This window comes from Thermoplasmatales archaeon, from assembly GCA_014361195.1.
Classification (GTDB): domain Archaea; phylum Thermoplasmatota; class E2; order UBA202; family JdFR-43; genus JACIWB01.
On sequence record JACIWA010000007.1, the window covers coordinates 52,493 to 72,274 of the forward strand.

The 19,782-nt window shown below is 34.4% G+C and carries 29 protein-coding genes; 13 read left to right on the forward strand and 16 right to left on the reverse strand.

The window, feature by feature from the left end; genetic code table 11:
* Nucleotides 1-4 precede the first annotated feature (4 nt).
* From H5T44_05120 to H5T44_05150, 7 genes are read right to left on the reverse strand one after another with little or no spacing between them, the layout of a single operon-like run.
* Nucleotides 5-1,351, reverse strand: a complete 1,347-nt coding sequence (locus H5T44_05120; protein MBC7081603.1) for an ATP-binding protein — start codon at nucleotides 1,349-1,351, stop codon at nucleotides 5-7.
* Nucleotides 1,351-2,121, reverse strand: a complete 771-nt coding sequence (locus H5T44_05125) for a proteasome assembly chaperone family protein (GenBank protein ID MBC7081604.1) — start codon at nucleotides 2,119-2,121, stop codon at nucleotides 1,351-1,353. Before H5T44_05125 ends, H5T44_05120 begins: the two co-directional genes overlap by 1 nt.
* On the reverse strand, nucleotides 2,097-2,267 hold the full coding sequence (locus tag H5T44_05130; protein MBC7081605.1) for an RNA-protein complex protein Nop10: 171 nt from the start codon (nucleotides 2,265-2,267) through the stop codon (nucleotides 2,097-2,099). The genes H5T44_05125 and H5T44_05130 overlap by 25 nt, the downstream gene beginning before the upstream one ends.
* Nucleotides 2,264-3,037, reverse strand: coding sequence for a translation initiation factor IF-2 subunit alpha (locus H5T44_05135; GenBank protein ID MBC7081606.1), 774 nt, complete (start codon nucleotides 3,035-3,037; stop codon nucleotides 2,264-2,266). The genes H5T44_05130 and H5T44_05135 overlap by 4 nt, the downstream gene beginning before the upstream one ends.
* Nucleotides 3,018-3,203 (reverse strand): 30S ribosomal protein S27e, encoded by a 186-nt coding sequence (locus H5T44_05140; protein ID MBC7081607.1) that lies wholly within the window; start codon nucleotides 3,201-3,203, stop codon nucleotides 3,018-3,020. Before H5T44_05140 ends, H5T44_05135 begins: the two co-directional genes overlap by 20 nt.
* 2 nt (nucleotides 3,204-3,205) lie before the next feature.
* Nucleotides 3,206-3,484, reverse strand: coding sequence for a 50S ribosomal protein L44e (locus H5T44_05145; protein MBC7081608.1), 279 nt, complete (start codon nucleotides 3,482-3,484; stop codon nucleotides 3,206-3,208).
* 29 nt (nucleotides 3,485-3,513) lie between these two features.
* Entirely contained in the window at nucleotides 3,514-4,758 is a 1,245-nt protein-coding gene (locus tag H5T44_05150) for a hydroxymethylglutaryl-CoA reductase, degradative (GenBank protein ID MBC7081609.1), read from the reverse strand.
* Nucleotides 4,759-5,385: 627 nt separating this feature from the next.
* Here H5T44_05150 and H5T44_05155 point away from each other — a divergent pair.
* From H5T44_05155 to H5T44_05170, 4 genes are read left to right on the forward strand one after another with little or no spacing between them, the layout of a single operon-like run.
* Nucleotides 5,386-5,547 (forward strand): preprotein translocase subunit Sec61beta, encoded by a 162-nt coding sequence (locus H5T44_05155; GenBank protein ID MBC7081610.1) that lies wholly within the window; start codon nucleotides 5,386-5,388, stop codon nucleotides 5,545-5,547.
* A complete protein-coding gene (locus H5T44_05160; protein ID MBC7081611.1) occupies nucleotides 5,548-6,243 on the forward strand; it encodes an ATP/GTP-binding protein in 696 nt (231 codons plus the stop codon). It abuts the gene before it with no gap.
* A gap of 50 nt (nucleotides 6,244-6,293) precedes the next feature.
* Nucleotides 6,294-8,606, forward strand: coding sequence for a PKD domain-containing protein (locus H5T44_05165; GenBank protein MBC7081612.1), 2,313 nt, complete (start codon nucleotides 6,294-6,296; stop codon nucleotides 8,604-8,606).
* Nucleotides 8,603-9,238 (forward strand): prepilin peptidase, encoded by a 636-nt coding sequence (locus tag H5T44_05170; GenBank protein MBC7081613.1) that lies wholly within the window; start codon nucleotides 8,603-8,605, stop codon nucleotides 9,236-9,238. The genes H5T44_05165 and H5T44_05170 overlap by 4 nt, the downstream gene beginning before the upstream one ends.
* On the opposite strand, the gene H5T44_05175 is transcribed toward H5T44_05170, so the two are convergent.
* Together H5T44_05175 and H5T44_05180 are read right to left on the reverse strand one after the other, a co-directional pair.
* The gene (locus H5T44_05175; protein MBC7081614.1) at nucleotides 9,209-9,826 is read right to left on the reverse strand and encodes a response regulator; all 618 of its coding nucleotides are present in this window, start codon (nucleotides 9,824-9,826) and stop codon (nucleotides 9,209-9,211) included. The genes H5T44_05170 and H5T44_05175 overlap by 30 nt on opposite strands.
* Nucleotides 9,823-10,473: an AAA family ATPase gene (locus H5T44_05180; GenBank protein ID MBC7081615.1), complete on the reverse strand. Its 651-nt coding sequence runs from the start codon at nucleotides 10,471-10,473 to the stop codon at nucleotides 9,823-9,825. The genes H5T44_05175 and H5T44_05180 overlap by 4 nt, the downstream gene beginning before the upstream one ends.
* 83 nt (nucleotides 10,474-10,556) lie before the next feature.
* Here H5T44_05180 and mfnA point away from each other — a divergent pair, with 83 nt between their 5' ends.
* From mfnA to dph2, 3 genes are read left to right on the forward strand one after another with little or no spacing between them, the layout of a single operon-like run.
* Nucleotides 10,557-11,639 (forward strand): tyrosine decarboxylase MfnA, encoded by a 1,083-nt coding sequence (mfnA, locus tag H5T44_05185; GenBank protein MBC7081616.1) that lies wholly within the window; start codon nucleotides 10,557-10,559, stop codon nucleotides 11,637-11,639.
* On the forward strand, nucleotides 11,636-12,178 hold the full coding sequence (locus tag H5T44_05190; protein MBC7081617.1) for an adenine phosphoribosyltransferase: 543 nt from the start codon (nucleotides 11,636-11,638) through the stop codon (nucleotides 12,176-12,178). The genes mfnA and H5T44_05190 overlap by 4 nt, the downstream gene beginning before the upstream one ends.
* The gene (dph2, locus tag H5T44_05195; GenBank protein ID MBC7081618.1) at nucleotides 12,159-13,142 is read left to right on the forward strand and encodes a diphthamide biosynthesis enzyme Dph2; all 984 of its coding nucleotides are present in this window, start codon (nucleotides 12,159-12,161) and stop codon (nucleotides 13,140-13,142) included. The genes H5T44_05190 and dph2 overlap by 20 nt, the downstream gene beginning before the upstream one ends.
* An 18-nt stretch (nucleotides 13,143-13,160) precedes the next feature.
* Here dph2 and H5T44_05200 read toward each other — a convergent pair whose 3' ends face one another.
* The 6 genes from H5T44_05200 to H5T44_05225 form a co-directional block, all read right to left on the reverse strand.
* Entirely contained in the window at nucleotides 13,161-13,373 is a 213-nt protein-coding gene (locus H5T44_05200) for an Ig-like domain-containing protein (GenBank protein ID MBC7081619.1), read from the reverse strand.
* A 48-nt stretch (nucleotides 13,374-13,421) separates the two neighbouring features.
* Nucleotides 13,422-13,871, reverse strand: coding sequence for a hypothetical protein (locus H5T44_05205; GenBank protein ID MBC7081620.1), 450 nt, complete (start codon nucleotides 13,869-13,871; stop codon nucleotides 13,422-13,424).
* 326 nt (nucleotides 13,872-14,197) lie between these two features.
* The gene (locus H5T44_05210) at nucleotides 14,198-14,587 is read right to left on the reverse strand and encodes a hypothetical protein (protein MBC7081621.1); all 390 of its coding nucleotides are present in this window, start codon (nucleotides 14,585-14,587) and stop codon (nucleotides 14,198-14,200) included.
* Nucleotides 14,588-14,853: 266 nt separating this feature from the next.
* On the reverse strand, nucleotides 14,854-15,114 hold the full coding sequence (locus H5T44_05215) for a hypothetical protein (protein MBC7081622.1): 261 nt from the start codon (nucleotides 15,112-15,114) through the stop codon (nucleotides 14,854-14,856).
* Nucleotides 15,077-15,439 (reverse strand): Ig-like domain-containing protein, encoded by a 363-nt coding sequence (locus tag H5T44_05220; protein ID MBC7081623.1) that lies wholly within the window; start codon nucleotides 15,437-15,439, stop codon nucleotides 15,077-15,079. The genes H5T44_05215 and H5T44_05220 overlap by 38 nt, the downstream gene beginning before the upstream one ends.
* A complete protein-coding gene (locus H5T44_05225) occupies nucleotides 15,385-15,585 on the reverse strand; it encodes a hypothetical protein (GenBank protein MBC7081624.1) in 201 nt (66 codons plus the stop codon). The genes H5T44_05220 and H5T44_05225 overlap by 55 nt, the downstream gene beginning before the upstream one ends.
* A gap of 278 nt (nucleotides 15,586-15,863) precedes the next feature.
* Here H5T44_05225 and H5T44_05230 point away from each other — a divergent pair, with 278 nt between their 5' ends.
* The 6 genes from H5T44_05230 to H5T44_05255 all read left to right on the forward strand — a co-directional run bounded on the left by H5T44_05230 (nucleotide 15,864) and on the right by H5T44_05255 (nucleotide 19,010).
* Nucleotides 15,864-16,073 carry a 30S ribosomal protein S17e gene (locus H5T44_05230; GenBank protein MBC7081625.1) on the forward strand — a complete coding sequence of 70 codons (210 nt, stop codon included), beginning with the start codon at nucleotides 15,864-15,866 and terminating at the stop codon, nucleotides 16,071-16,073.
* Nucleotides 16,057-16,755, forward strand: coding sequence for a 3,4-dihydroxy-2-butanone-4-phosphate synthase (ribB, locus tag H5T44_05235; protein MBC7081626.1), 699 nt, complete (start codon nucleotides 16,057-16,059; stop codon nucleotides 16,753-16,755). Before H5T44_05230 ends, ribB begins: the two co-directional genes overlap by 17 nt.
* Nucleotides 16,743-17,165: an FAD synthase gene (locus H5T44_05240; GenBank protein ID MBC7081627.1), complete on the forward strand. Its 423-nt coding sequence runs from the start codon at nucleotides 16,743-16,745 to the stop codon at nucleotides 17,163-17,165. The genes ribB and H5T44_05240 overlap by 13 nt, the downstream gene beginning before the upstream one ends.
* Nucleotides 17,162-17,623, forward strand: coding sequence for a riboflavin synthase (locus H5T44_05245; GenBank protein ID MBC7081628.1), 462 nt, complete (start codon nucleotides 17,162-17,164; stop codon nucleotides 17,621-17,623). The genes H5T44_05240 and H5T44_05245 overlap by 4 nt, the downstream gene beginning before the upstream one ends.
* Nucleotides 17,624-17,717: 94 nt before the next feature.
* On the forward strand, nucleotides 17,718-18,491 hold the full coding sequence (locus H5T44_05250) for a CPBP family intramembrane metalloprotease (GenBank protein MBC7081629.1): 774 nt from the start codon (nucleotides 17,718-17,720) through the stop codon (nucleotides 18,489-18,491).
* A 42-nt stretch (nucleotides 18,492-18,533) separates the two neighbouring features.
* The gene (locus H5T44_05255) at nucleotides 18,534-19,010 is read left to right on the forward strand and encodes a hypothetical protein (protein ID MBC7081630.1); all 477 of its coding nucleotides are present in this window, start codon (nucleotides 18,534-18,536) and stop codon (nucleotides 19,008-19,010) included.
* Here the strand turns inward: H5T44_05255 and H5T44_05260 are convergent.
* Nucleotides 19,007-19,483 (reverse strand): rhodanese-like domain-containing protein, encoded by a 477-nt coding sequence (locus H5T44_05260; GenBank protein ID MBC7081631.1) that lies wholly within the window; start codon nucleotides 19,481-19,483, stop codon nucleotides 19,007-19,009. The two genes, H5T44_05255 and H5T44_05260, sit on opposite strands and share 4 nt — an antisense overlap.
* Nucleotides 19,484-19,782 lie beyond the last annotated feature (299 nt).

A 19,782-nucleotide genomic window follows, 5' to 3' on the forward strand; every position in this document is an offset into this window, starting at 1 on the left:
CTCTCTATTTCCCTCCATGCTTTGTTTCTCTTATCCTTACTTCCACAAATAGCGGGCAGGCAAGCGGGGAGCCAGCAACGATAGCAACCCCTACGGGAAGCATTTGAATTTCATTGGAAGAAGACGAATCAAGTCCTTCAACGCTTGAAGTGATTGCTTTAAGGTCATTTGGATTGGTTGTTTTGAGGATTATGTGTGTGTTGCATTGAGATATAACATTTTTATCTATTCTTGCGGGGCGCTGTGTTAAAATTGCTAATCCTATGCCAAACTTTCTTCCCTCTGAAGCTATATTTTTTATTATGTTACTTGCCATGCTTTTTCCCTGTCCTCTTTCCGGACAATATCTGTGAGCTTCTTCAATAACTATAAGCAATGGAGGAATTGAATTATTTTTCCTTTCTTCAAATATTCTTGTAAGGAGTATTGAAACGAGCATTTCCTGAATATAAGGCGGTACACCTTTCATATTTATTATTGAACATCTCCCATTTTTTACAATTTCATCCAATGGTGTATAATATTTAGAGAAAATTCCCATTGATTTTATCTGCTCCATTTGATTTATTAGTCCCCATTTAGCACTGCTTTTTGCATCCCTTATTTCTTCAAGAATATCATCTATTGTATATATTCTCCTCTGGCTGGCATTTTTCCATGCTTCATATAGCAATCCTTTCTGAACTTGAGTTGCCTCAGGAAATAAATAAAGAACGTCTTGAAATGATAAATTTACTTCATCGAGCAAGAGAGGAATTGCATCTCTGTTATTACTGCAAACAGGAGAGTATTCAAAAACATTTTTTGCATAACTTTTTGGGCTAACATCAAATTTCTTCATCAAATCTATCTCTTCAAAATTTGGATGGCGTAGCGATGTATATTCTCCATGTGGATCTATTATTAAGATTGCATTCTCCCTTTTTATAAATCCCTCTACAATTACTCCCATTGTATAGCTTTTTCCACTTCCGCTTTTTGCAAGTATGCATAAATGCTTTTGAATGAGTATTTCTGGAGATAGAAAAATTTTAATATTCATATCTTTAAGAAGACCTATATATATTCCCTCATCTCCTAACCCAATTATCTTCTTTATCGTTTCTTCATCCGCTCTATAAACTTTTTCACCAACGCTAAAAGGTGTTCTTACCATATATCTTTCTTCAGTTGAGCCAATTATGTTTGCTTTTGCAAAAGTTCCATCGCTTCTATTAAAAATTTCCCATACTTGAGATAAAATTTTCTTTTCATGAAAGACGCATACATAATCGAGCTTCTTTATTTCTTTACTTGCCTTAAATGTAAAATAAGAAGTAGTTCCCTCTACTATTTCACCAATTTCCTCCATTATCCTATATACCTCAAATCTTCTCTTTCACTCTTCTCCTTTTCAATCATCGATCTTTCAATGCTTTTTATTTTCTCAGTAATTCTTCTCAGCTCCTCTGCTTTTTTATCCAAACTTGAAAGACTAATTTTTAACCCGAGAATTTTTGAAAGCACACTCGCAACTTCTCTTGCTGAATTTGGATCAACAATATATCCAGATGTTTCTCCCATAAGGCACGCCCCCCGCATCCCGCGCATTTTTCCCAGGCCCAAGAGCAAGCCAGAGGCGCCCACTATGCCCCCGCCCTCATCTTCCTTGAATACAATCCCGTGTTTCTTAAGTTCTTCGACAATTTCAATGTCTGTTGCTGCACCTGTAACTCTTGGATGTTCTACTTCTACGCCAAGTCCATATCCTCCAAGGGTAAAAATCATTTTCACTCCAAAATTTTCTGCAATGTCGAGTATTTTTTCTGCAAGCAAATATTGTCCGTGAGGTGAAAGAGCCTGATAATCGCCTGTAAGGAGAATTAAATCTTTCTCTCCTTTATAGTAAAAAAATTCATTTTTTACCATTCTTACCACACCATTTGAGCCAATTATAACTTGAGGTGGAAAATCTGTAGAATATAGTTCCGCAAATTTCTTTGCTTTCATCTCCTCTATTAAATGCTCAACCGCCAGTTTTCCAACATTTCCTATTCCTGGCAATCCTTCAATTAGTATCGGATCCTTTAGCTGGGGTTTTTCCAAATATATTATTTTTATTTCTTCAAATTTTTTTGCCATATTTTTTCCTCCTTTAACATCCTCCTATATTTTCCATATTTATCTTGAGGGGAGAAACGGGGAGGTTCCTTTCTTTGAGTTTCTGAATTGCAAACAGTACAATATTTTTTTAGGGTATATCTTCTGCATTTCTTACAATATTTCATTTCATTTCCCTTATGAATTTTCCATCCCCTTTATGCTTCTTTATATATTCAATTGCTTTATTTACATTTTCTTTTAATTTCTTCTCCGCTATCTTGTAATCAGGCGCAGTTACTTCAATTCTATATAGCGGGGCGGATATATACTTTACTCTAATTTTCAATTCATTCTCCTCCTCTATCTTTTCAAGAGCCTTTATTATATGATTTATTCCATCGCTAAGAGGGCATGTTAATTCAACATATCCGCTTATCTCCACAAAAGGAACTACTATATTTTGCTTTGCAACCTCTATAAATGCATCAACCCACCCCGCATCGAATTCTTTCCTGAATTTTTTCTCATTTTTAACCGCTTCTTCAAATGCTCTATACAAATTATTATATTTTTTTATCAATTCCTCCTCTACTTCGTTATAAAATTCATCAAAATTCTTGCCTATTTTATTTGCAACTATTTCAAGCAATTTTTTTGCTTTTTGCTCATTTTTCCACTTCTCTATTTTTTCCCTTTTCTGATGCTCTGTAACTCTTTTCAATGATAAATCAACATATCCCTTTGATGGATCTACATTCATTACCTTACAAACTATCCTTTGCCCTTCTCTCACATACTCTCTTATATTTTTAACCCATCCAGAAGCCACTTCTTTTATATGTAAAAATCCTTTCTTATCTGGATATTCTTCAAGCTTAACAAAAGCCCCAAATCCCTTTGCCTGTGTTACAGTACATATAACTAAATCACCCTTCTCAGGCAGATCTTTTGGCATATTTTAACTCCGATAATATTTCACCTTTTATTTTAGCCTTTCCACCTGTTGGATTAGCTAATATGCTCCCACAAACCTGGCACTGCACAGTTATGCTTGCTCTGCTGAATACTATCTGCACATTTCCACAATCCTTACATTTAACTTTATAAAAGCTGGACGGCATATTCACCTCTTTATTTCAAATTTTTTAGCCCTTATTCCTTCTTTTTGATGAGCCTTTCCACATTCCTTGCATCTGTAGCGAAGATGGACTCTCTTTGTTGGCTTTTCTCTTCCCTCTGGCTTTGGTCTGGGATAGCCCCTATAACCAGCAGTGACACGCCTAAATCTTCTCTGTCCCCACTTAAGCTCGGATGCTTTCTTTTTCTTAACCCTCTCTATCGCATGCTCTGTATGATGCTTGCAATAGGGGCAGTATGTTTTTATTATTGCAGGTCTTATCATGATGGTGTAATTAAGAAATAATATATAAATTATATTGATTTCTTTCTTATCTCTTCAAGAATTTCCATTGCCCTATCCATTCTTATTTTTCCCTCATCAACCATCCTCTTTGCTACAATATCTATTTCCTCTCCTTTTGCTCCCGCCATTATTGCTATGTTTTGAGCATGCAATTTCATATGTCCCGCCTGTATTCCTTTTGTTGCAAGAGCATATATTGCTGCAAAATTTTGAGCAAGTCCGACAGATGCCATTATTTCCGCAAGCTCCTTTGCTGTTTTTACCCCCATTATTTTAAGACATATCTTTGCCATCGGATGAACTTTTGTTGCTCCTCCAACTATCCCAACTGCAAGGGGCAACTTTATTTTTCCATATAAATCTCCATCCTCATTTTTACTCCAGGTTGTGAGTGGCTTGTATCCATGCATGCTTGCATATGCATGAGCTCCCGCCTCTATCGCCCGCCAGTCGTTGCTGGTTGCTATTGCCACCGCATCTATTCCATTCATTATTCCTTTATTGTGTGTTGCAGCTCTGAAAGGATCAAGGCATGCAAACTCATAAGCTTTCAAAACCCCATCAATTGCATCTCCTATTTCCTCTTTCTTGTAAATCACTTCCGCTTCCGCCATCCTGTAAATTGCAAGATTTGATATTATCCTGAGCAATGCTTTCCCGCCTGTTATTTTCTCTATTAATGGAGCGGTCGCCTCCGCCATTGTATTTACCGCATTTGCACCCATTGCATCCCTAACATCAACGAGCAGATGAACAACAAGCATATCATTGCTTAGCCATCTTACTTCAACATCTTTTGCCCCTCCTCCAAATTCAACCAGCACCTTATCCTGAGCATTTGCAAGCTCCAAAATTTCATCCTTCCTTTCAATTATTTTTTGCTCCGCATCACTGCAAGGATTTAAAATCTGTATCTGCCCTATCATTATTGGCTCGCTTGCCCTCGCTTTGAAGCCCTCAGGGCGCGCCATCCTCGCCGCATTTGAAGCAGCAGCCACAACAGAAGTTTCTTCAATTGCCATCGGAATAAGTACTTCTTTACCATTTATAATGAAATTTGTTGCAATTCCTAAAGGTAGTTGCATGCATCCAACAACATTTTCAATCATTCTATTTGCTATATCTTTTGGAAGAGCATTGAAAGAAATCAGCTTTTGAGCTTCTTCCTCGCTTAGCTCAGCAAACTCCTTCAAAAATTTAATTCTTTCTTCTAGATTCATTTTATAAAACCCAGGTATGCGAGATGATTTCATGAGAAACAATTTTATTTTAGTATAAATAATTAACCAATTTCTAGTCCTTCATTTTTTTTATTTTTTAAATTTTCTTATGGATCTGCCCATAGCATTCCATTAGTTATATCATAATCTATCAAGGCATTATAGAAAAGATACTTTATGGAACATGTTTTCTAGCAGGTGCATATTCTCCAAATTTACGTTTGACCGCAGAGAAAGTGCTCTCAGCATACCATCTCTTCCTAGTTTACGGAAATCACATGCATACTTTTTGTTTTTTATTTTTAAATGTAGCACATGCATTTCTTCTGATTTTTATTCCTGCCATACAACGCTTTCAAGTTTTTGAAAATTATGAACTTTCCATTTATGTCGCATCTACTCACCTCTTCTTTTTCCTCTTATTGGGTTAAGGTGTTTCTTATTTGGAGTTTGCTTCAAATCGTAGAATAGTCTAGCACCTAAACTCACTAACTTAGATACCACTTAAAAATCCTTTCAGACCCTGTAATCTACTTTTTCTTTTCATATTTCCATCCCAAAAGTAAATAGGTTTAGGCTATTTTAATATTTATGCAAAAAAGCACAAAATGAAACAATTTTAAACCGACAATTTTATATCTTCCTTCTCTTTTTCCAAATATGGCAAAGAAAAGCAGAAGCGGATTTCAGTCCGCTGCGGGTTTAGTAAGATATTTTGAAGAAGAAAAGACAGGTTTAAAAATTGATCCAAGAGTAATAGTTATTGTCTCAATTCTCACAGTAGTAGTTGTCAGTTTATTTAAAATCTTTTTCCCTCTCTAAATGTATGTTATAATTCTCGGCCCCGCAGGCGCAGGCAAAACAACAATGGCAAGAGCTCTCTCTGAATACGGGTTTTTGATAAATCTGGACCCAGCAACGCCTTGCGAAGCAAATGTTGATATAAGGAAATGGGTAAAAGCGGAGGAAATTCAAAAAAATTATTCTCTTGGAATAAATGGGGCTCTTCTAAAAAGTATGGAAATTATAAGCAATATGGATGAATGGATAGTTAAGGATAAAGATAAGATCAAGATTGTCGATACTCCTGGGCAACTTGATATTTTTTTACATCATGATTATGGAATAAAAATTGTTAAAAAATTAGCTGAAAATGACATTGTTTCTTCTGTTTTTGTTATAGATGCAAATGAAATTCTCTCAGTTGAGAATTATCTTGCGATGCTTGCTCTGAATGCAATTGTAAATTTGCGTCTCTCAATTCCATCTATAAGTGTTATAAATAAAATAGATATGGTTGATGTAAATCAGATAAAAAAATTTTTTGATAAAAAATATTTGGATAATGAAATCAAGAGAGGAGATGCTATTGTTTCCCTTGCTTCTGGTTTAATTGATTATATTGAATATACAAGCATTTATTCTCGTCCAGTCCTTGCTTCTGCAAAAAATGGCGAAGGGATTGAAGAGCTATATGATTTGATTCATGAAATTCATTGCTCATGCGGTGAGCTATAATTTTATGATTGAACCATACATTTTATAAATAAAAAAACATTTCTTTTGCTATGAGAAAGACGCAAATATTTGTTGTATTAATTCTGCTGGCTTCTTTATTCAGCCTGCCAGGAAAAGCATATACTAGCGAAGGGGAGTTTGGAGGAGTAGCAAAGGCGGATGATGGAAATATAATTGTGGTTGGGTACGTGCTTGAAAGCAGTAAATATGTGATGACTGTTGAAAAATATGATGCTAAAACAGGCTCCTTAATCTGGAACAAGAAATTTAGCAGATATTCTCAGAACATTGGAAAGGCGGTTGTAGTTGACGCAAATGGAAACATTTATGCGGGCGGGGTCAGCGGAAGCGAGTTTGCGGGAATTGAGATTCCATCAACTGACTATTTAATAGTTAAATATGATAAGAACGGGAGAGAAATATGGAATAAAACATATGATAATGGATTTGCGGACTTTTTAATGGATATGGCAATAGATGAGGATAATAATGTTTATGCAACTGGAATGACTCTTTATTTTGATATTGGAAACAAAAATCTATCTAATATAGATTTCTGGACAATAAAAATTGGTGAAGATGGAAAAATAATTAAGCAGGATAAGTTTGATGAAAAAATAGATGCGGGCTTTGGTATAGATGTGAGAGGAAATAAAGTTATTGTTACTGGAACTGTACAAAAAGAAGAGGAGCAGAGCAAATATTGCACACTTATTTATAATAAGGATTTATTTTTGATTTCAACAATATATTATGAAACAGGAATATGCTCTGCATCAGATGTAGCAATTTTTAGTGATGGAAGCTTTGCGGTTACAGGTAGCAAAGACGATGATATATTAACGGTCATCTATGATAGCAACGGAAATAAAAAGAAAGAATTTGTTGAAGGAGGAAGTAAAAAAGATGATGCATTGGCTATTTCGTCTGATGGAATCAATTTTGTTATAGGTGGCTTAACAACAGAGAATGTTAAGAAGAGATGGTATATTGCAAAATATAATCAAACTTCAAGATTATGGGTTAATGGAACTGATGTTGAAGGAGAAGTGAAAAGAGTTTTGATGGATGCCAGCGGTATATATGCAGTTGGCTATAAAAAAATTCAGGAAGGAGTAGAAATTCCATGCATAAGAAAATACTCATCAGATGGAGCTTTTTTATGGGAAGGAAAAGCAACTCAGCCCCAGAGGCCATTGAGCGCTGATTTCAGATGGCTTCCTTCTAATCCAACAAGAGCGGATGTAGTGAATTTTTATGATTCATCAACTGGAGAAATAAATTCATGGCATTGGGATTTTGGAGATGGTTCAACAAGCAATGAGAAAAATCCAAAGCATCAATATTCTGCAATTGGAAAATTTAATGTAACTTTAACTGTAAGAGGGGCTAGCGGTGAGGACACCATAACAAAAGAAATTTATATATCAAATTCTCTGCCATTTGCGGATTTTGACTGGAATCCAAAAAATCCTGTAGAAAAGGAAAATATAACCTTTGATGCGAGCAAGAGCTATGATTTAGATGGATATATAGTAAATTATACATGGCAATTTGGAGATGGAAGTGTTGGTTATGGAAAAGAAGTTATTCATGCTTATAATAGCAAAGGAAATTATACGGTAAATTTAACTGTATTGGACAATGATGGGGGAGAAAAGAAAATAACTAAACCAATTATTGTGAGCGAGGTAGGAGCAAATCCGCCTTCCGCGTCTTTCACAATTAAGGAAAGGGCGGGTAAGGGAGAAGTTGTTATAATTGATGCAAGTGATAGCTATGATATAGATGGCTACATAGTTAATTATACATGGTATTTTGGAGACGGAACAAATGCAACAACAACTCAGCCAATAATTTCTCATACCTGGTATAAAGATGGAGAATATAATGTTACACTTATAGTAGAGGATGATGAAGGATATAAATCTTCTTATTCAAGAGTAATAATAATAGGTGGTCCTCCGGATCTAAGGATTTATGCACCAAATGAAATTAAATGCGAGAAGAACAAAGAAAAATCCTTCAAAATTAATATTTCCTGTGCTTACCAACCTCTATACTATTTGAATTTTTCCTTTGATATTGAAGGAGATATTGAAGTAATCCCAAAAATAGAAAACTTCAATATTTCTGCTGGTAGCTCATTGGAAATTGAAATAAAAGTTATTGCAAAAGAAAAAGGAGAAATAAAAATAAAATCGATTGGAAAATATATAGATATAGAAAATAATATAGAAAATGAGATCGAAAGTAATGAAGCCATAGTAGCAATTAATTTATCAGAAAAGACACCATCCTTCGAGCTGATTGCATTTATATTTGCAATAATTGCTATTTTGATAATAAGAAGAAGGAAATGAGCTACATAGAAATAGCGAGACTAGTTATAGGGGCTATAATCCTTGCATATGCTTCATATACAGATATAAAAACAAGGGAAGCAAGCAACTTATTATGGATTTCCATGGCTGTTATCGGATTTATATTCCTTTTTTCTTACAAATCATATGATTTTTTCAAAATTATTTTCTCAATTCTTATATCTTTTTTAGTTGGTATATTGCTCTATTTCTCTGGCATGGGCGGAGCGGATGTAAAAGCCATTTGGGCGATATCGCTTCTCCGCCCAGTTTCAGATGAAATTTTTTTTATTTTTCCTATTAGTGTTCTTATAAATTCTCTTTTCCTTGTTTTGCCTCTTCCATTGATTTTTTTTGTGTATAACATTTTGAATAAAAATTTTGAATTCCCATATTGCCTATTTGGATATAAAATGAGAGCAAATGTTGCAAAAAATAGTTTTGTGTGGGCAATGGAAAAAAATGGAAAAAAGAGCATAAACCCCCAAAAAGATGTTGATCTATCTTTACTCGGGGAAAAAGAAATATGGGTTACTCCCCAGCTACCATTTCTTCTATTTATATTTTTTGGTTACATAACCTCTTTTATATTTGGAAATTTCCTATTCCTTATCTTTTCTTTCTTTAAGTAATCTCTCTATTTCCTTCGCCCTTTTTTTCATTGCATTAATAAATCTTTTCTGGCTTGCAACAACATTTTTTAATGAGTGTTTAAATTCTTCAGTCGCACAATCTATAATAACTTCAATTAATCTTGTATGCCTGTTTATTGATTTAACAATTTTTAAATATTCTTCCGCAATATCTTCCCCGAGCTTTGTTTTCAATTCTTTATAAATTTCCTCCGCCTCTTTTTCCTTTTCAAAAATCTCCTCTATTTTCTTCTGTAAAGTTTTTTTCGTAAATGGTTTAACTATGTAATTTTCTATCTTATCTAATGGCTTATCTTTCGCATCTAAGGGAGTTAGCGGAAGAGCGGTGAGCATCGAAACTGGTATATTTTTCAATTTTTCATCTTCTTTCAGCTTTTTTAATGTCTCCCATCCATCCATTTCAGGCATCATTATATCAAGAAGAATTAAGTTAGGCATCTCTTTCCTCGCTTTTTTAATACATTCCTCCCCATTATATGCCTTTATTACAATGTATTTATCTTTTAACATGTTTTCAACAAGCTCAACAATTTCTTTTTCATCATCAACAACAAGTATTTTCTTCATTTGAGAGCCTCCTCCAGTTTAACAAGAACTTCTCTTATAGTGGAGGAAGATTCTACAATATCTTTAACAAGCTGCTTCCCAAAGGGCTGGAAGTCCTCGCCCCCGCCTGCCTCTATCCTCTTTCTTATCATTTCCATTAGCTCATCCAGGGGCGGCATCTCGAGATAAACTTTTTCTATATCCCTTTCCTTAAAATATTCTTTAATTTCGTTTATTAATTCTACAGAGGAAAATATTATTGATATATTTATTCCCTCATCTAACTTGCTCAGCAAATATTTGAAAATATTTTCATCTTTGACATGCTCCACTTCATCTATCATTATTATTAATGGCCTTTCAGAATATTTCTTTTTGGAAAACAATCTGGAAAAAAATGATGCCTTTAATTCTTTCTCTATTTTGCCCTTAAAATCCTCAAAATTTATCTCTCCTCCATGAAAATATATTGCTTTAACCTTGTATAGAGGAGCAAATTGATTTATCCATAGTAAAAAGGTTGTTTTTCCAATTCCAGTTTTTCCAAGAAGCCAGAAAAAATTGCCTTTACCCCCCAACGCTTTCAATATAATTTTTCTTGCTTCATCTTTATAAACCATAAAATTCGGATTCGGCTCATTTGGATTCAAAAATAATTCTTCTGGCATCCCAAATAAATATTTTTAAAATATATATTTCTTCTGCTTTTCTCAAATCCCAAAGATTATAAAATTCATAAATATAATTTTTCATGGATTTGCTCGATGAATTAAGGAAAGCAAGAGAAAAAGATTCAAAATTTAAAAATATAATTGGCTCAATGTGCACAGCTCCTCATCCAATTGCAAAGAAGGCATTCAAAATGTTTATAGAAACAAATCTTGGTGATTATGAACTTTTTTCTGGCACTAAAGAAATTGAAGAAAAAGCGGTAAAATGGGTTGCAAATTTGATGCATGCTCCTCATTCCTATGGAGGAATCTCCACTTCAGGCGGAACTGAAAGCAATATAACATCTTTATGGATATTTAAAAAATTGGGTAAGGGAAATGAAGTAATTCTGCCAAAACAAGCCCATTTCTCTTTTTTAAAAGCTGCTAGTTTGCTTGATTTGAAGCTTAAATTTATTGATTGCAAATTTTTTATGAGAGCTAAAGATTTGAATAAAAAGATATCTAAAAAAACTCTATGTGTTGTAGCAATAGCGGGCAATACAAATTTTGGATATATTGATGAAATAGAGGAGATAGCGGAAATATGCAATAATGAGAACATATTTATGCATGTAGATGCAGCATTTGGGGGATTTACTGCACCATTCGTAAGTAATAAAAAAATTGATTTCAGAAGCAAGATAAGTAGCATTTGCCTAGATGCCCACAAAATGGGAATGTCTTGCATTCCATGCGGTTTTTTAATTTTTAAGGAAAGAATATGGCTCGAAGAGATAAAAATAAGAAGCAAATGCACCCACACAAGATTTCAAGTGAGTTTGCTTGGCACGCGCCCTGGGGCAAGCGTTGCATCCGCTTATGCGGTAATGCGATATATGGGGAGAGAAGGCTATAGGAAGGTGGCAAAGGATTGTATGGAAAAAACTTTTTATTTAGCGGATTTGCTTTGTGAGGCGAATCTGGAATATTTTGAGCCCGAATTGAATATAGTTGCGATAAAGGTTAGGGAGCCATTTAAAGTTGCAAAGGAACTTGCTGAAATAGGGTGGTATGTTGGAATAGATGAGGAAAATGGGACAATAAGATGTGTTATTATGCCACATGTAAGCAAGAGAATGATTAATAAATTTGTTGATGATTTAGAAAAGGTGGTAAAATGAATTTGTTGGAAAAATCATTAAAGGAAGCACCGATTATCAAGAAAGGAGAATACAATTATATTATCCATCCGATAACTGATGGAATACCTTTTGTTGAACCAAAAATTATCGAAGAAATTGTAGATGAAATAATAAAGGAAATGCCTTCTTGTAATAGAATTTTAACCATTGAAGCGATGGGCATACCAATAGCAACCGTATTGTCATTGAAAACAGGGTTACCTTTTACAATTGTTAGAAAAAGGAAATATTCTTTGCCGGGAGAGAAAGAAGTTATACAGAAAACAGGCTATTCAGAAACGAGGTTATATATAAATGGAATAAAAAAAGGAGATGAAGTTTTAATTGTTGATGATGTGATAAGCACTGGAGGCACGCTTATTGCAATTGTTGAATCATTGAAAGAAATTGGAGCAAAAATAAAGGGAATATTCGTTGCAATAAATAAAGGAAATAAGGAGGAGATTGAGAAAAAAATAGGAATGAGAATAAGAACACTTGTGAATATAGAAGTGAATCATGAAGTTAGGATATTATAGAATCGATGAAAAGAAATTGGTTGAAGAAGCAAAAGATGGAAAAACAGGAAAAATAGGAATTAAATTGCCTGAAGGGCTGTCTAAATATGCAAGTGATATAATTGATTTTTTAAAAAAGCATGGAATAGAAACAATTTTTATCTCTGACTCATGCTATGGGGCATGCGATTTTTTTGAATATGAAGGAATAGACAAAATAATATTTGTTGGGGAGGTAGAGATGCCGTATTTGAAGAAAAGATATAGAATCGGAGCAATTGAAGCAATTTTTGATTTTGACGAAAATTTTCTTGAAATGGCAATGCCTTTTATAAAAGAAAAAAAAATCGGGCTGGTGAGTATAACCCCCTTCATACATAAAATAGAAGATTGCGGGAAATTTTTTGAAAAAAAAGGATATGAAGTTTTTGTTGGAAAAAAAAGCAGGAGAACAAAGTATGATGGGCAAATACTTGGATGTGATTTTTCATCCGCTAAAATTGTTGCTGGAAATGTAGATTGTTTTGTTTTTATCGGAGATGGTTTCTTTCATCCAGTTGGATTATATATAGCAACAAAAAAAGATGTTATTTGTGCAAATCCCTTAGAAATGAGAGTTTATAAAGATGAAATAAAAGAGATGGCTGAAAAGATAATTAAGAAAAGGCATTCTGTTATTTATAAAGCGATGGATTCAAAAAATTTTGGAATAATTGTTGGGAGGAAAATCGGGCAGAAAAGGTTAGAGTTAGCAAAAAGATTGAAAAGAAAAATAGAAGAAAAGGGAAAGAAAGCATATTTAATATGCATGGATGAGATTGATGAAAGAATAAATTATTTAGATTTTGATTGCTATGTTTCTACCGCTTGCCCTAGAGTTGCTATTGATGATGCGGAAAAATTTAAAAAACCATTACTCACCCCTTTTGAATTAGAAATTTTATTTGGGGAAAGAGAAAGCTACCTGATGGATGAAATATATTAGTTAAGAGTCATTTCTTGCTTATATGTGGATTATGCAGACTGTTTTTTCTGCTGAGGCTGTGTTTCCATCAAAATCGCTTGCAATAACCTTTATTGAATGCAAACCAAAAACTTTTTCATCCCATATCCATTCATATGGATAAGAATATTTTGTCTCTCTAAATTCATTGTCTATATAGAATGATACCCTTGATATACCTACATTATCGCTTGCATCAGCCTCTATTGTTATATCGGTTCGATTAACTTAATTGTTGGAGGAACTGCATCTGGCAGAATTCTAAATGGTGCATCGGATATATCCTGTGCAGTGTTTACAGCATCGCATATTGCATGTATAGGCATTTTCTTTTATGTCCATTCCTATTGGTATCCAATTTTCACCATTATCTGCTGAGAGCATAACATCAAAAGTCAGTTTATCTCCATCTATATCATATGCATTCCATCTTATTGTGCAATTTCCTGGATAAATTTCTTCACCACCATTTGGGTATACTACAGTTACAACGGGTGAATTTTCGCTAACTATTTTTTCCGCTAGAACATTTCCTTTTGCATTTCTTATCTGGATTATCTTTGTTCCATATACCCAAGGTATTCTAAATGCAAATGGATTAAAATCAACAATCTCTTCAGAACCTTCTGGTCCAATAAATGAAATACTGAAGTTTATTACAGAGAGAATACTTTCCACTTTTTGAAAGTAAAACGATGCAATAGTTGCCATCTTCTTCCCCTGGCATGAGATCAATCCATCCTTCCGGCATGTAGAATATACTGCTTAATATTACTGTATCATTCTTATATATTTTTCCACTGATAAAAAGTATTTCTGGATCAGCACCTTGTAATCTTGCAATTAAATTTTCGTAGCACTCTATACACACCCCTCTCTGGCATACATTATTTAGTCCCCGAGGCGCTGTTCCCATAAAGCAAATTGTATTATCTTTAGCCTCTTTTTCATTAACCCAGAAACCGTAAGCGAGGTTTCCATTTGAAGTATTGCTGTATTCTTCTCTACCTAATCTTAGTCCAAAAGTATGACCAATTTCATGGGTTACCGCTGTAGGGAATGGATATAATAGATGTAATGAAACGATGTATTAAATTACTTCTCGGCCAACAGATACCAGCAGTATTTCTATAAGTGGGGTTAGTATAATTGGCCATATGGTCACGGAACCAATTATCTGGGAAAAATGCAACAGCTCGTTTATATCCATTTTTAGTAGCTATCTCACCTATTTTGTTTATTGTATCCGCTAACTTATTAAGGAATTGACCTTCATTTCTCGGGCGGTCGCTAAAATCTAAAATATTAAAATTTTTTATAAAGTACCAGGGATCCCAGGGAAATGCTACTCTTCTCGGATAACACAATATACCTCCTTCTCTTACTGGGTAACATCCTTCCATGAATTCATCAGATATCTCTACCATATCTCCGATTTCTTCTGCCCCTAAATAATCATGTGTGTTTAACCTTATAGGAACAAACAGTACATTAAAATCATTTGTTTTATTTAATGTAACATTTACTGTTACCTTATTGCTATTAAGTGGTAAAGTTGAAATAGCTTCTAAGTCAATGCTTCCATTTCCCTCATTCCTCCATTTAAAGGGTATATCTGGAATTCCTCTTGATGTGTTTATTGTAATATTTATGGTTTGTCTTCCTGATATTGTTATTTCCGGATGAGTATATACTACTTCATCTCCTGGTTGCTTTTTAAACTGATCATTCGAATTGTTGCCTCGTATAATTTCCCCGGAATTATTTCTCTGAGATGCCTGCTATTATTTGCGGGTGGAGCGTCTTGCCATACAACTTGCACTGGTTGGAAAACCGCGGATATATTTAGATTTCCAGATGTATCGGTTGCCTCTACCTTTATTTTATTTGCTCCTTCTCTTAATGTAATATTTATTTCAAATGGATAATATGTGGGCGGGTCTTCTAGCGGCATAGCTTCCTGTTGCTCCTCCTTTCCATTCGTGGGTGTACCCAAACCCAGCTATTCCTATATTATCAGTTATATATCCCTTAACTGTTATATTTGGTTCTGTAAAAGTTGAACCATTTCGAGGGCTTGTTATGGTTATTGTTGGTGGTTGATTATCTGGGGGAACATATGTTACATTTACTGAATCCGAACCACATCCTCCATAAGTGCTACAGAAAGTAACAGTTATTTTATTCCATCCTGGATGCAATCCCCATATTTCTATTTTAAATTCTACATATGGTGTTGTTGGAAAATAAGAAGAATTGCTTTTATAACCTCCTCCCAATAATTCAATCCAAATTCATAGGATGCATATCCAACAACAATTAAATGAGAATCATTTAATATTGCTCCATCTTGTGGTTGAGTTATTACAACAACCGGCTGAAGACAGGATGAATAATTGTTCTTATAGGTAATGACTGCAACCATTTTTTCTTCATTTCAACCTCTCTTTTGCCCTCTTAGCAGGTAGAGGGACTTCTTTATCATCTCCGCCGCCTGCTCTGCTTTAAAAAATTCTACTAATATTAATTCTTTAATAATTTATAGATTTTTCTGAGCAATTTTTGAAAAAGATAATATTTTTTACATACAAAATCGGTTTTTATTATTTTTAATTGGAGCAAATTCTTCATTAAATTCAATACCGTTTTTTCACAATAAAAAACATTTTTATATATAAAATATATTTCTTGCAAGGTGGTTAATTGGGAAACATAAAGCCTTCATTCATAAAAAATATAGCAATAGAGCTGGTAGACAAATTTCCAGATGTATTTAGCGATGATTTTGAAAAAAATAAGTTGATGGTAGAAAAATTCACTACAATAAAATCAAAAAATACTAGGAATAGGGTAGCGGGTTATATTGCAAGGATGATGGAGGATAGAAAGAAGAAAAATGAAGAAGGAAGTTGAAAAAGCGATAGATGAGCTGAGAAAAGGAAATTTTATTCTTGTATATGATGCGGATGGTAGGGAGGAAGAAACAGATTTTTTTATTCCCGCAGAATTTGTAAAAGCAGAGTCAATATATAGAATGAGGAAAGATGGAGGAGGACTCATATTTATAATGCTGGAATATAATATTGCAAAAAAGCTTGGTCTGCCATATCTTTCAGAGATTATTTATAATTGCTCAGATAATTGGCCCCTTTTCAGGGAAATTATTCCAAATGACATACCATATGATACAAAATCATCATTCTCCCTTACAATAAATCATAGAAAAACTTTTACTGGAATAAGGGATATAGATAGAGCAATGACTATATCAAAATTTGCTGAAATTGTTAAAGAAGCGGAGAAGCTTGAGAGCAAAGAAGCAATGAATATTTTTGGAAAAAATTTCAGAAGCCCAGGGCATGTTCCAATTTGCATTTCCGCAAAAAACCTCCTTAAGGAGAGGAATGGGCACACTGAGCTTGGCATAGCGCTGGCGGAGATGGCTGGCTTAACCCCTGTGATGGCGGGATGTGAGATGCTTGATTTCGGGGAGAGCCTGAGCAAGAAGAAGGCGAGGGAATATGCTTTGATGAATGGGCTTGTTTTTGTTGAAGGGTATGAAATTGTGGAGGCCTGGGAGGAATGGCAAGGGTAATGGCAAGTGGTGTTTTTGATTTGCTTCATATAGGCCATTTGTATTATCTGGAAGAGGCGAAAAAATATGGAGACGAGCTTATTGTTGTTGTTGCATGCGATGCTACTGTAAGGAAGAAAAAATATGAGCCAATAATGCCAGCTGAGGAAAGGAGGAAGCTTGTTGAGGCGTTGAAGCCAGTTGATAAGGCAATTGTTGGTTATGAAGATGATTTTCTGCGAATAGTTGAGGAAATAAAGCCTGATGTAATAGCTCTGGGATATGACCAGCATTTTGAAGGGCTTGAAGAAAAATTAAAGGAAAGGGGAATAAATGCAAAAATTGTGAGATGCGGGAAATATGATGGTGACTTGAATAAAACAAGGAAGATTGTTGAAAAAATAAGGAAAATGGGGGCGATTTATAGATGAAAATAATAGGAATAGCGGACACAACTTTTGCAAGATATGATATGGCAAAGGATGCAATAGATGAAATAAAGAAAAATGCAACAAATGTGAGAATTGAAAGATATACTGTTCCAGGAATAAAGGATTTGCCGGTCGCAGCAAAAAAACTAATTGAGGAGAAGAACTGTGACATAGTTATGGCATTAGGAATGCCAGGGCGAATGCCTATTGATAAGCAGTGTGCCCATGAAGCATCTCTTGCATTGCTAGCGGTGCAAATACTGACTAATAAGCATATCATTGAAGTTTTTGTCCATGAAGATGAAGCAAAAGATGAGAAAGAACTCAAATGGCTCGCGGAAAGGAGGACAAGAGAACATGCTTTAAATGTAATAAATCTCCTTTTCCATCCAGAAAGATTGCAGAGGCAGGCGGGCACAGGCCAGAGGCAGGGCTTTGAAGATGCTGGTCCAATTTAAGAGGAAAACAGGTTTAGAAAACTATTTTTTTCCAATTTTAACCTTAAGTTATATTAAACAACAAAATTTAATAATTTAAAGCACATATATAAAAATGAAAAATAGCGAGAAAAGAAATCTTTTGCTTTTCTTTTTGGTTGCCTTCGCCTGGTCGTGGTTGCTGTGGCTCCCTGAAGTTTTATTTGGCTTTCGACTTTATCTTGCTCCATTTGGCCCAACCGTATCCGCTTTTATCCTTACATATATAAATGAGGGTTTGGAAGGGATAAAAAAATTATTTAAGAGAGGGATTGATTTCAGATTTAAAAGAATATGGTGGATTCCTATATTTTTGCTAATGCCATTGATAGTTGGTTTATCTCTTCTTTTTGCTGTTCTTGGTGGTGAAAATGCTGGGATACAGGTTTTATCTCAACCATGGATTATAATACCCGCATTTTTCTACATTTTATTTCTAGGTGGCCCTGTTGCGGAGGAATTTGGTTGGAGAGGATATGCTCTCGACAGATTGCAAGCTCGTTATAGCGCTTTTCTTTCCAGTTTTTTCCTTGGAATTATCTGGGGAATATGGCATCTTCCGCTATTTTTCATGAAAGGGCAGGATATATATCATAATGTTCCGATTCTTGGCTTTATTTCTGGCACAGTTCTTCTTTCTATCCTCTTTACATGGATATATAATAATACAGGAGGAAGCATTCTTGCGGTTCTAATTTTCCATACAATGGGCAATCTATCCCATTTTATTTTTCCAGCGATGGCAACTTCTTTGGGCGGGCTATATTCTGTTATACTGAATTTAATTGCTGTAATAACCATCTTAGTTATATTTGGTCCAAAAAGAATGGTTCTAAATTCTAAACAATAAATTTTAAAAACAAAAGCAGATATATTGTTGATAAAAATGAATATGAAAAAATTTGTTGTTATTGCAATTGTGTGCTTTTTGATTTTCCCAATAATTGAGGGAAAAAAAGAAAAAATTGAGGAAAGAGAAGATAAGATAACTTTTTCTGAAGTTAAAACTCACCTTGAAAATATTCCTGGAGGAAAAATAATTATAGAAAAATTGCGAGAATACGGGCTTAATGAAAATAGCACTGGTGTGCTGAAGCTTTTCTGCTTGATGATAACAAAAGGGAATGGATATGCATTCCCGCCAGGATACCAGTTTGCAATTTTTTCATCAATAATCAGCATATGGTATTATACAGATGGTTATACCCAGCTCTATACTTTTTCTGGAGAAGAAATTTATAATTTCAGCCAGATAGGCATATCTTTGATTTGGCCAATTGGCTTCTTTGTCTCGCCGAGCATCACAAAACAACCGGGCAATATAATTGGAGCGGGCTCTGCAATAGTAGTTATTATATTCCAGGTTTAAAAGCCGAGCTTAAAACCAAAGCCCTTTACAGTTGGCAATCCCTGATTTTTCCATTCAACAATTCCTCCCATCATGTTATATATTTTTCCTTCAAATCCCGCTTCTTCGAGCATTTTTCCCGCTATGTAGCTTCTATTTCCTGTTCTACAGTACAAAATTATTTCTTTTCCCTTAAACAATGTTTTGAAAAGATTTAATAAGTAAGGGCTTTCCATCCATTGCAATGTGAAAAGTATTGGCTTATCATAGATATGAGGGGTTGCTATCCTCTCATTAAAATATTCATTGAAATACCTTACATCTACTGGATGCTGAATTCCATCTTCATCACTATTGAGCATATTCCACGCATCATTAACTGTAATATTTATTACTCCCCTGATTTTGCTATTCTTTACTTCTTCGCCTTTTGTCAAATTTATTTGAAAGTTTGCAATTAAAAGAAAAGCAAGCAAGATAGCCAATTTCTTCATAATGCTAATATAAAAAGAGTATAAAATTTTTCTGGAAATAAAAAGAATTTGCAATAGTTTTTGTCATTTTTATTCATGAGTTACCTGATTCATTTAATATGCATCAAAATCTTTTTTCTTATTTCTTCAATTGCATTAACTATTTGGTATGTCACTTTTTCATTTATTAATTTTACAAAATTCCATCCACTTGCTGCTAGCAAGTTATTTTTTCAGCAATTCACACTACGCCTGAGAGCGAGAGCTTTCATAAAGAGGGCACCTATAACAATTGCCCATCTATTCTCAACACCATCTGG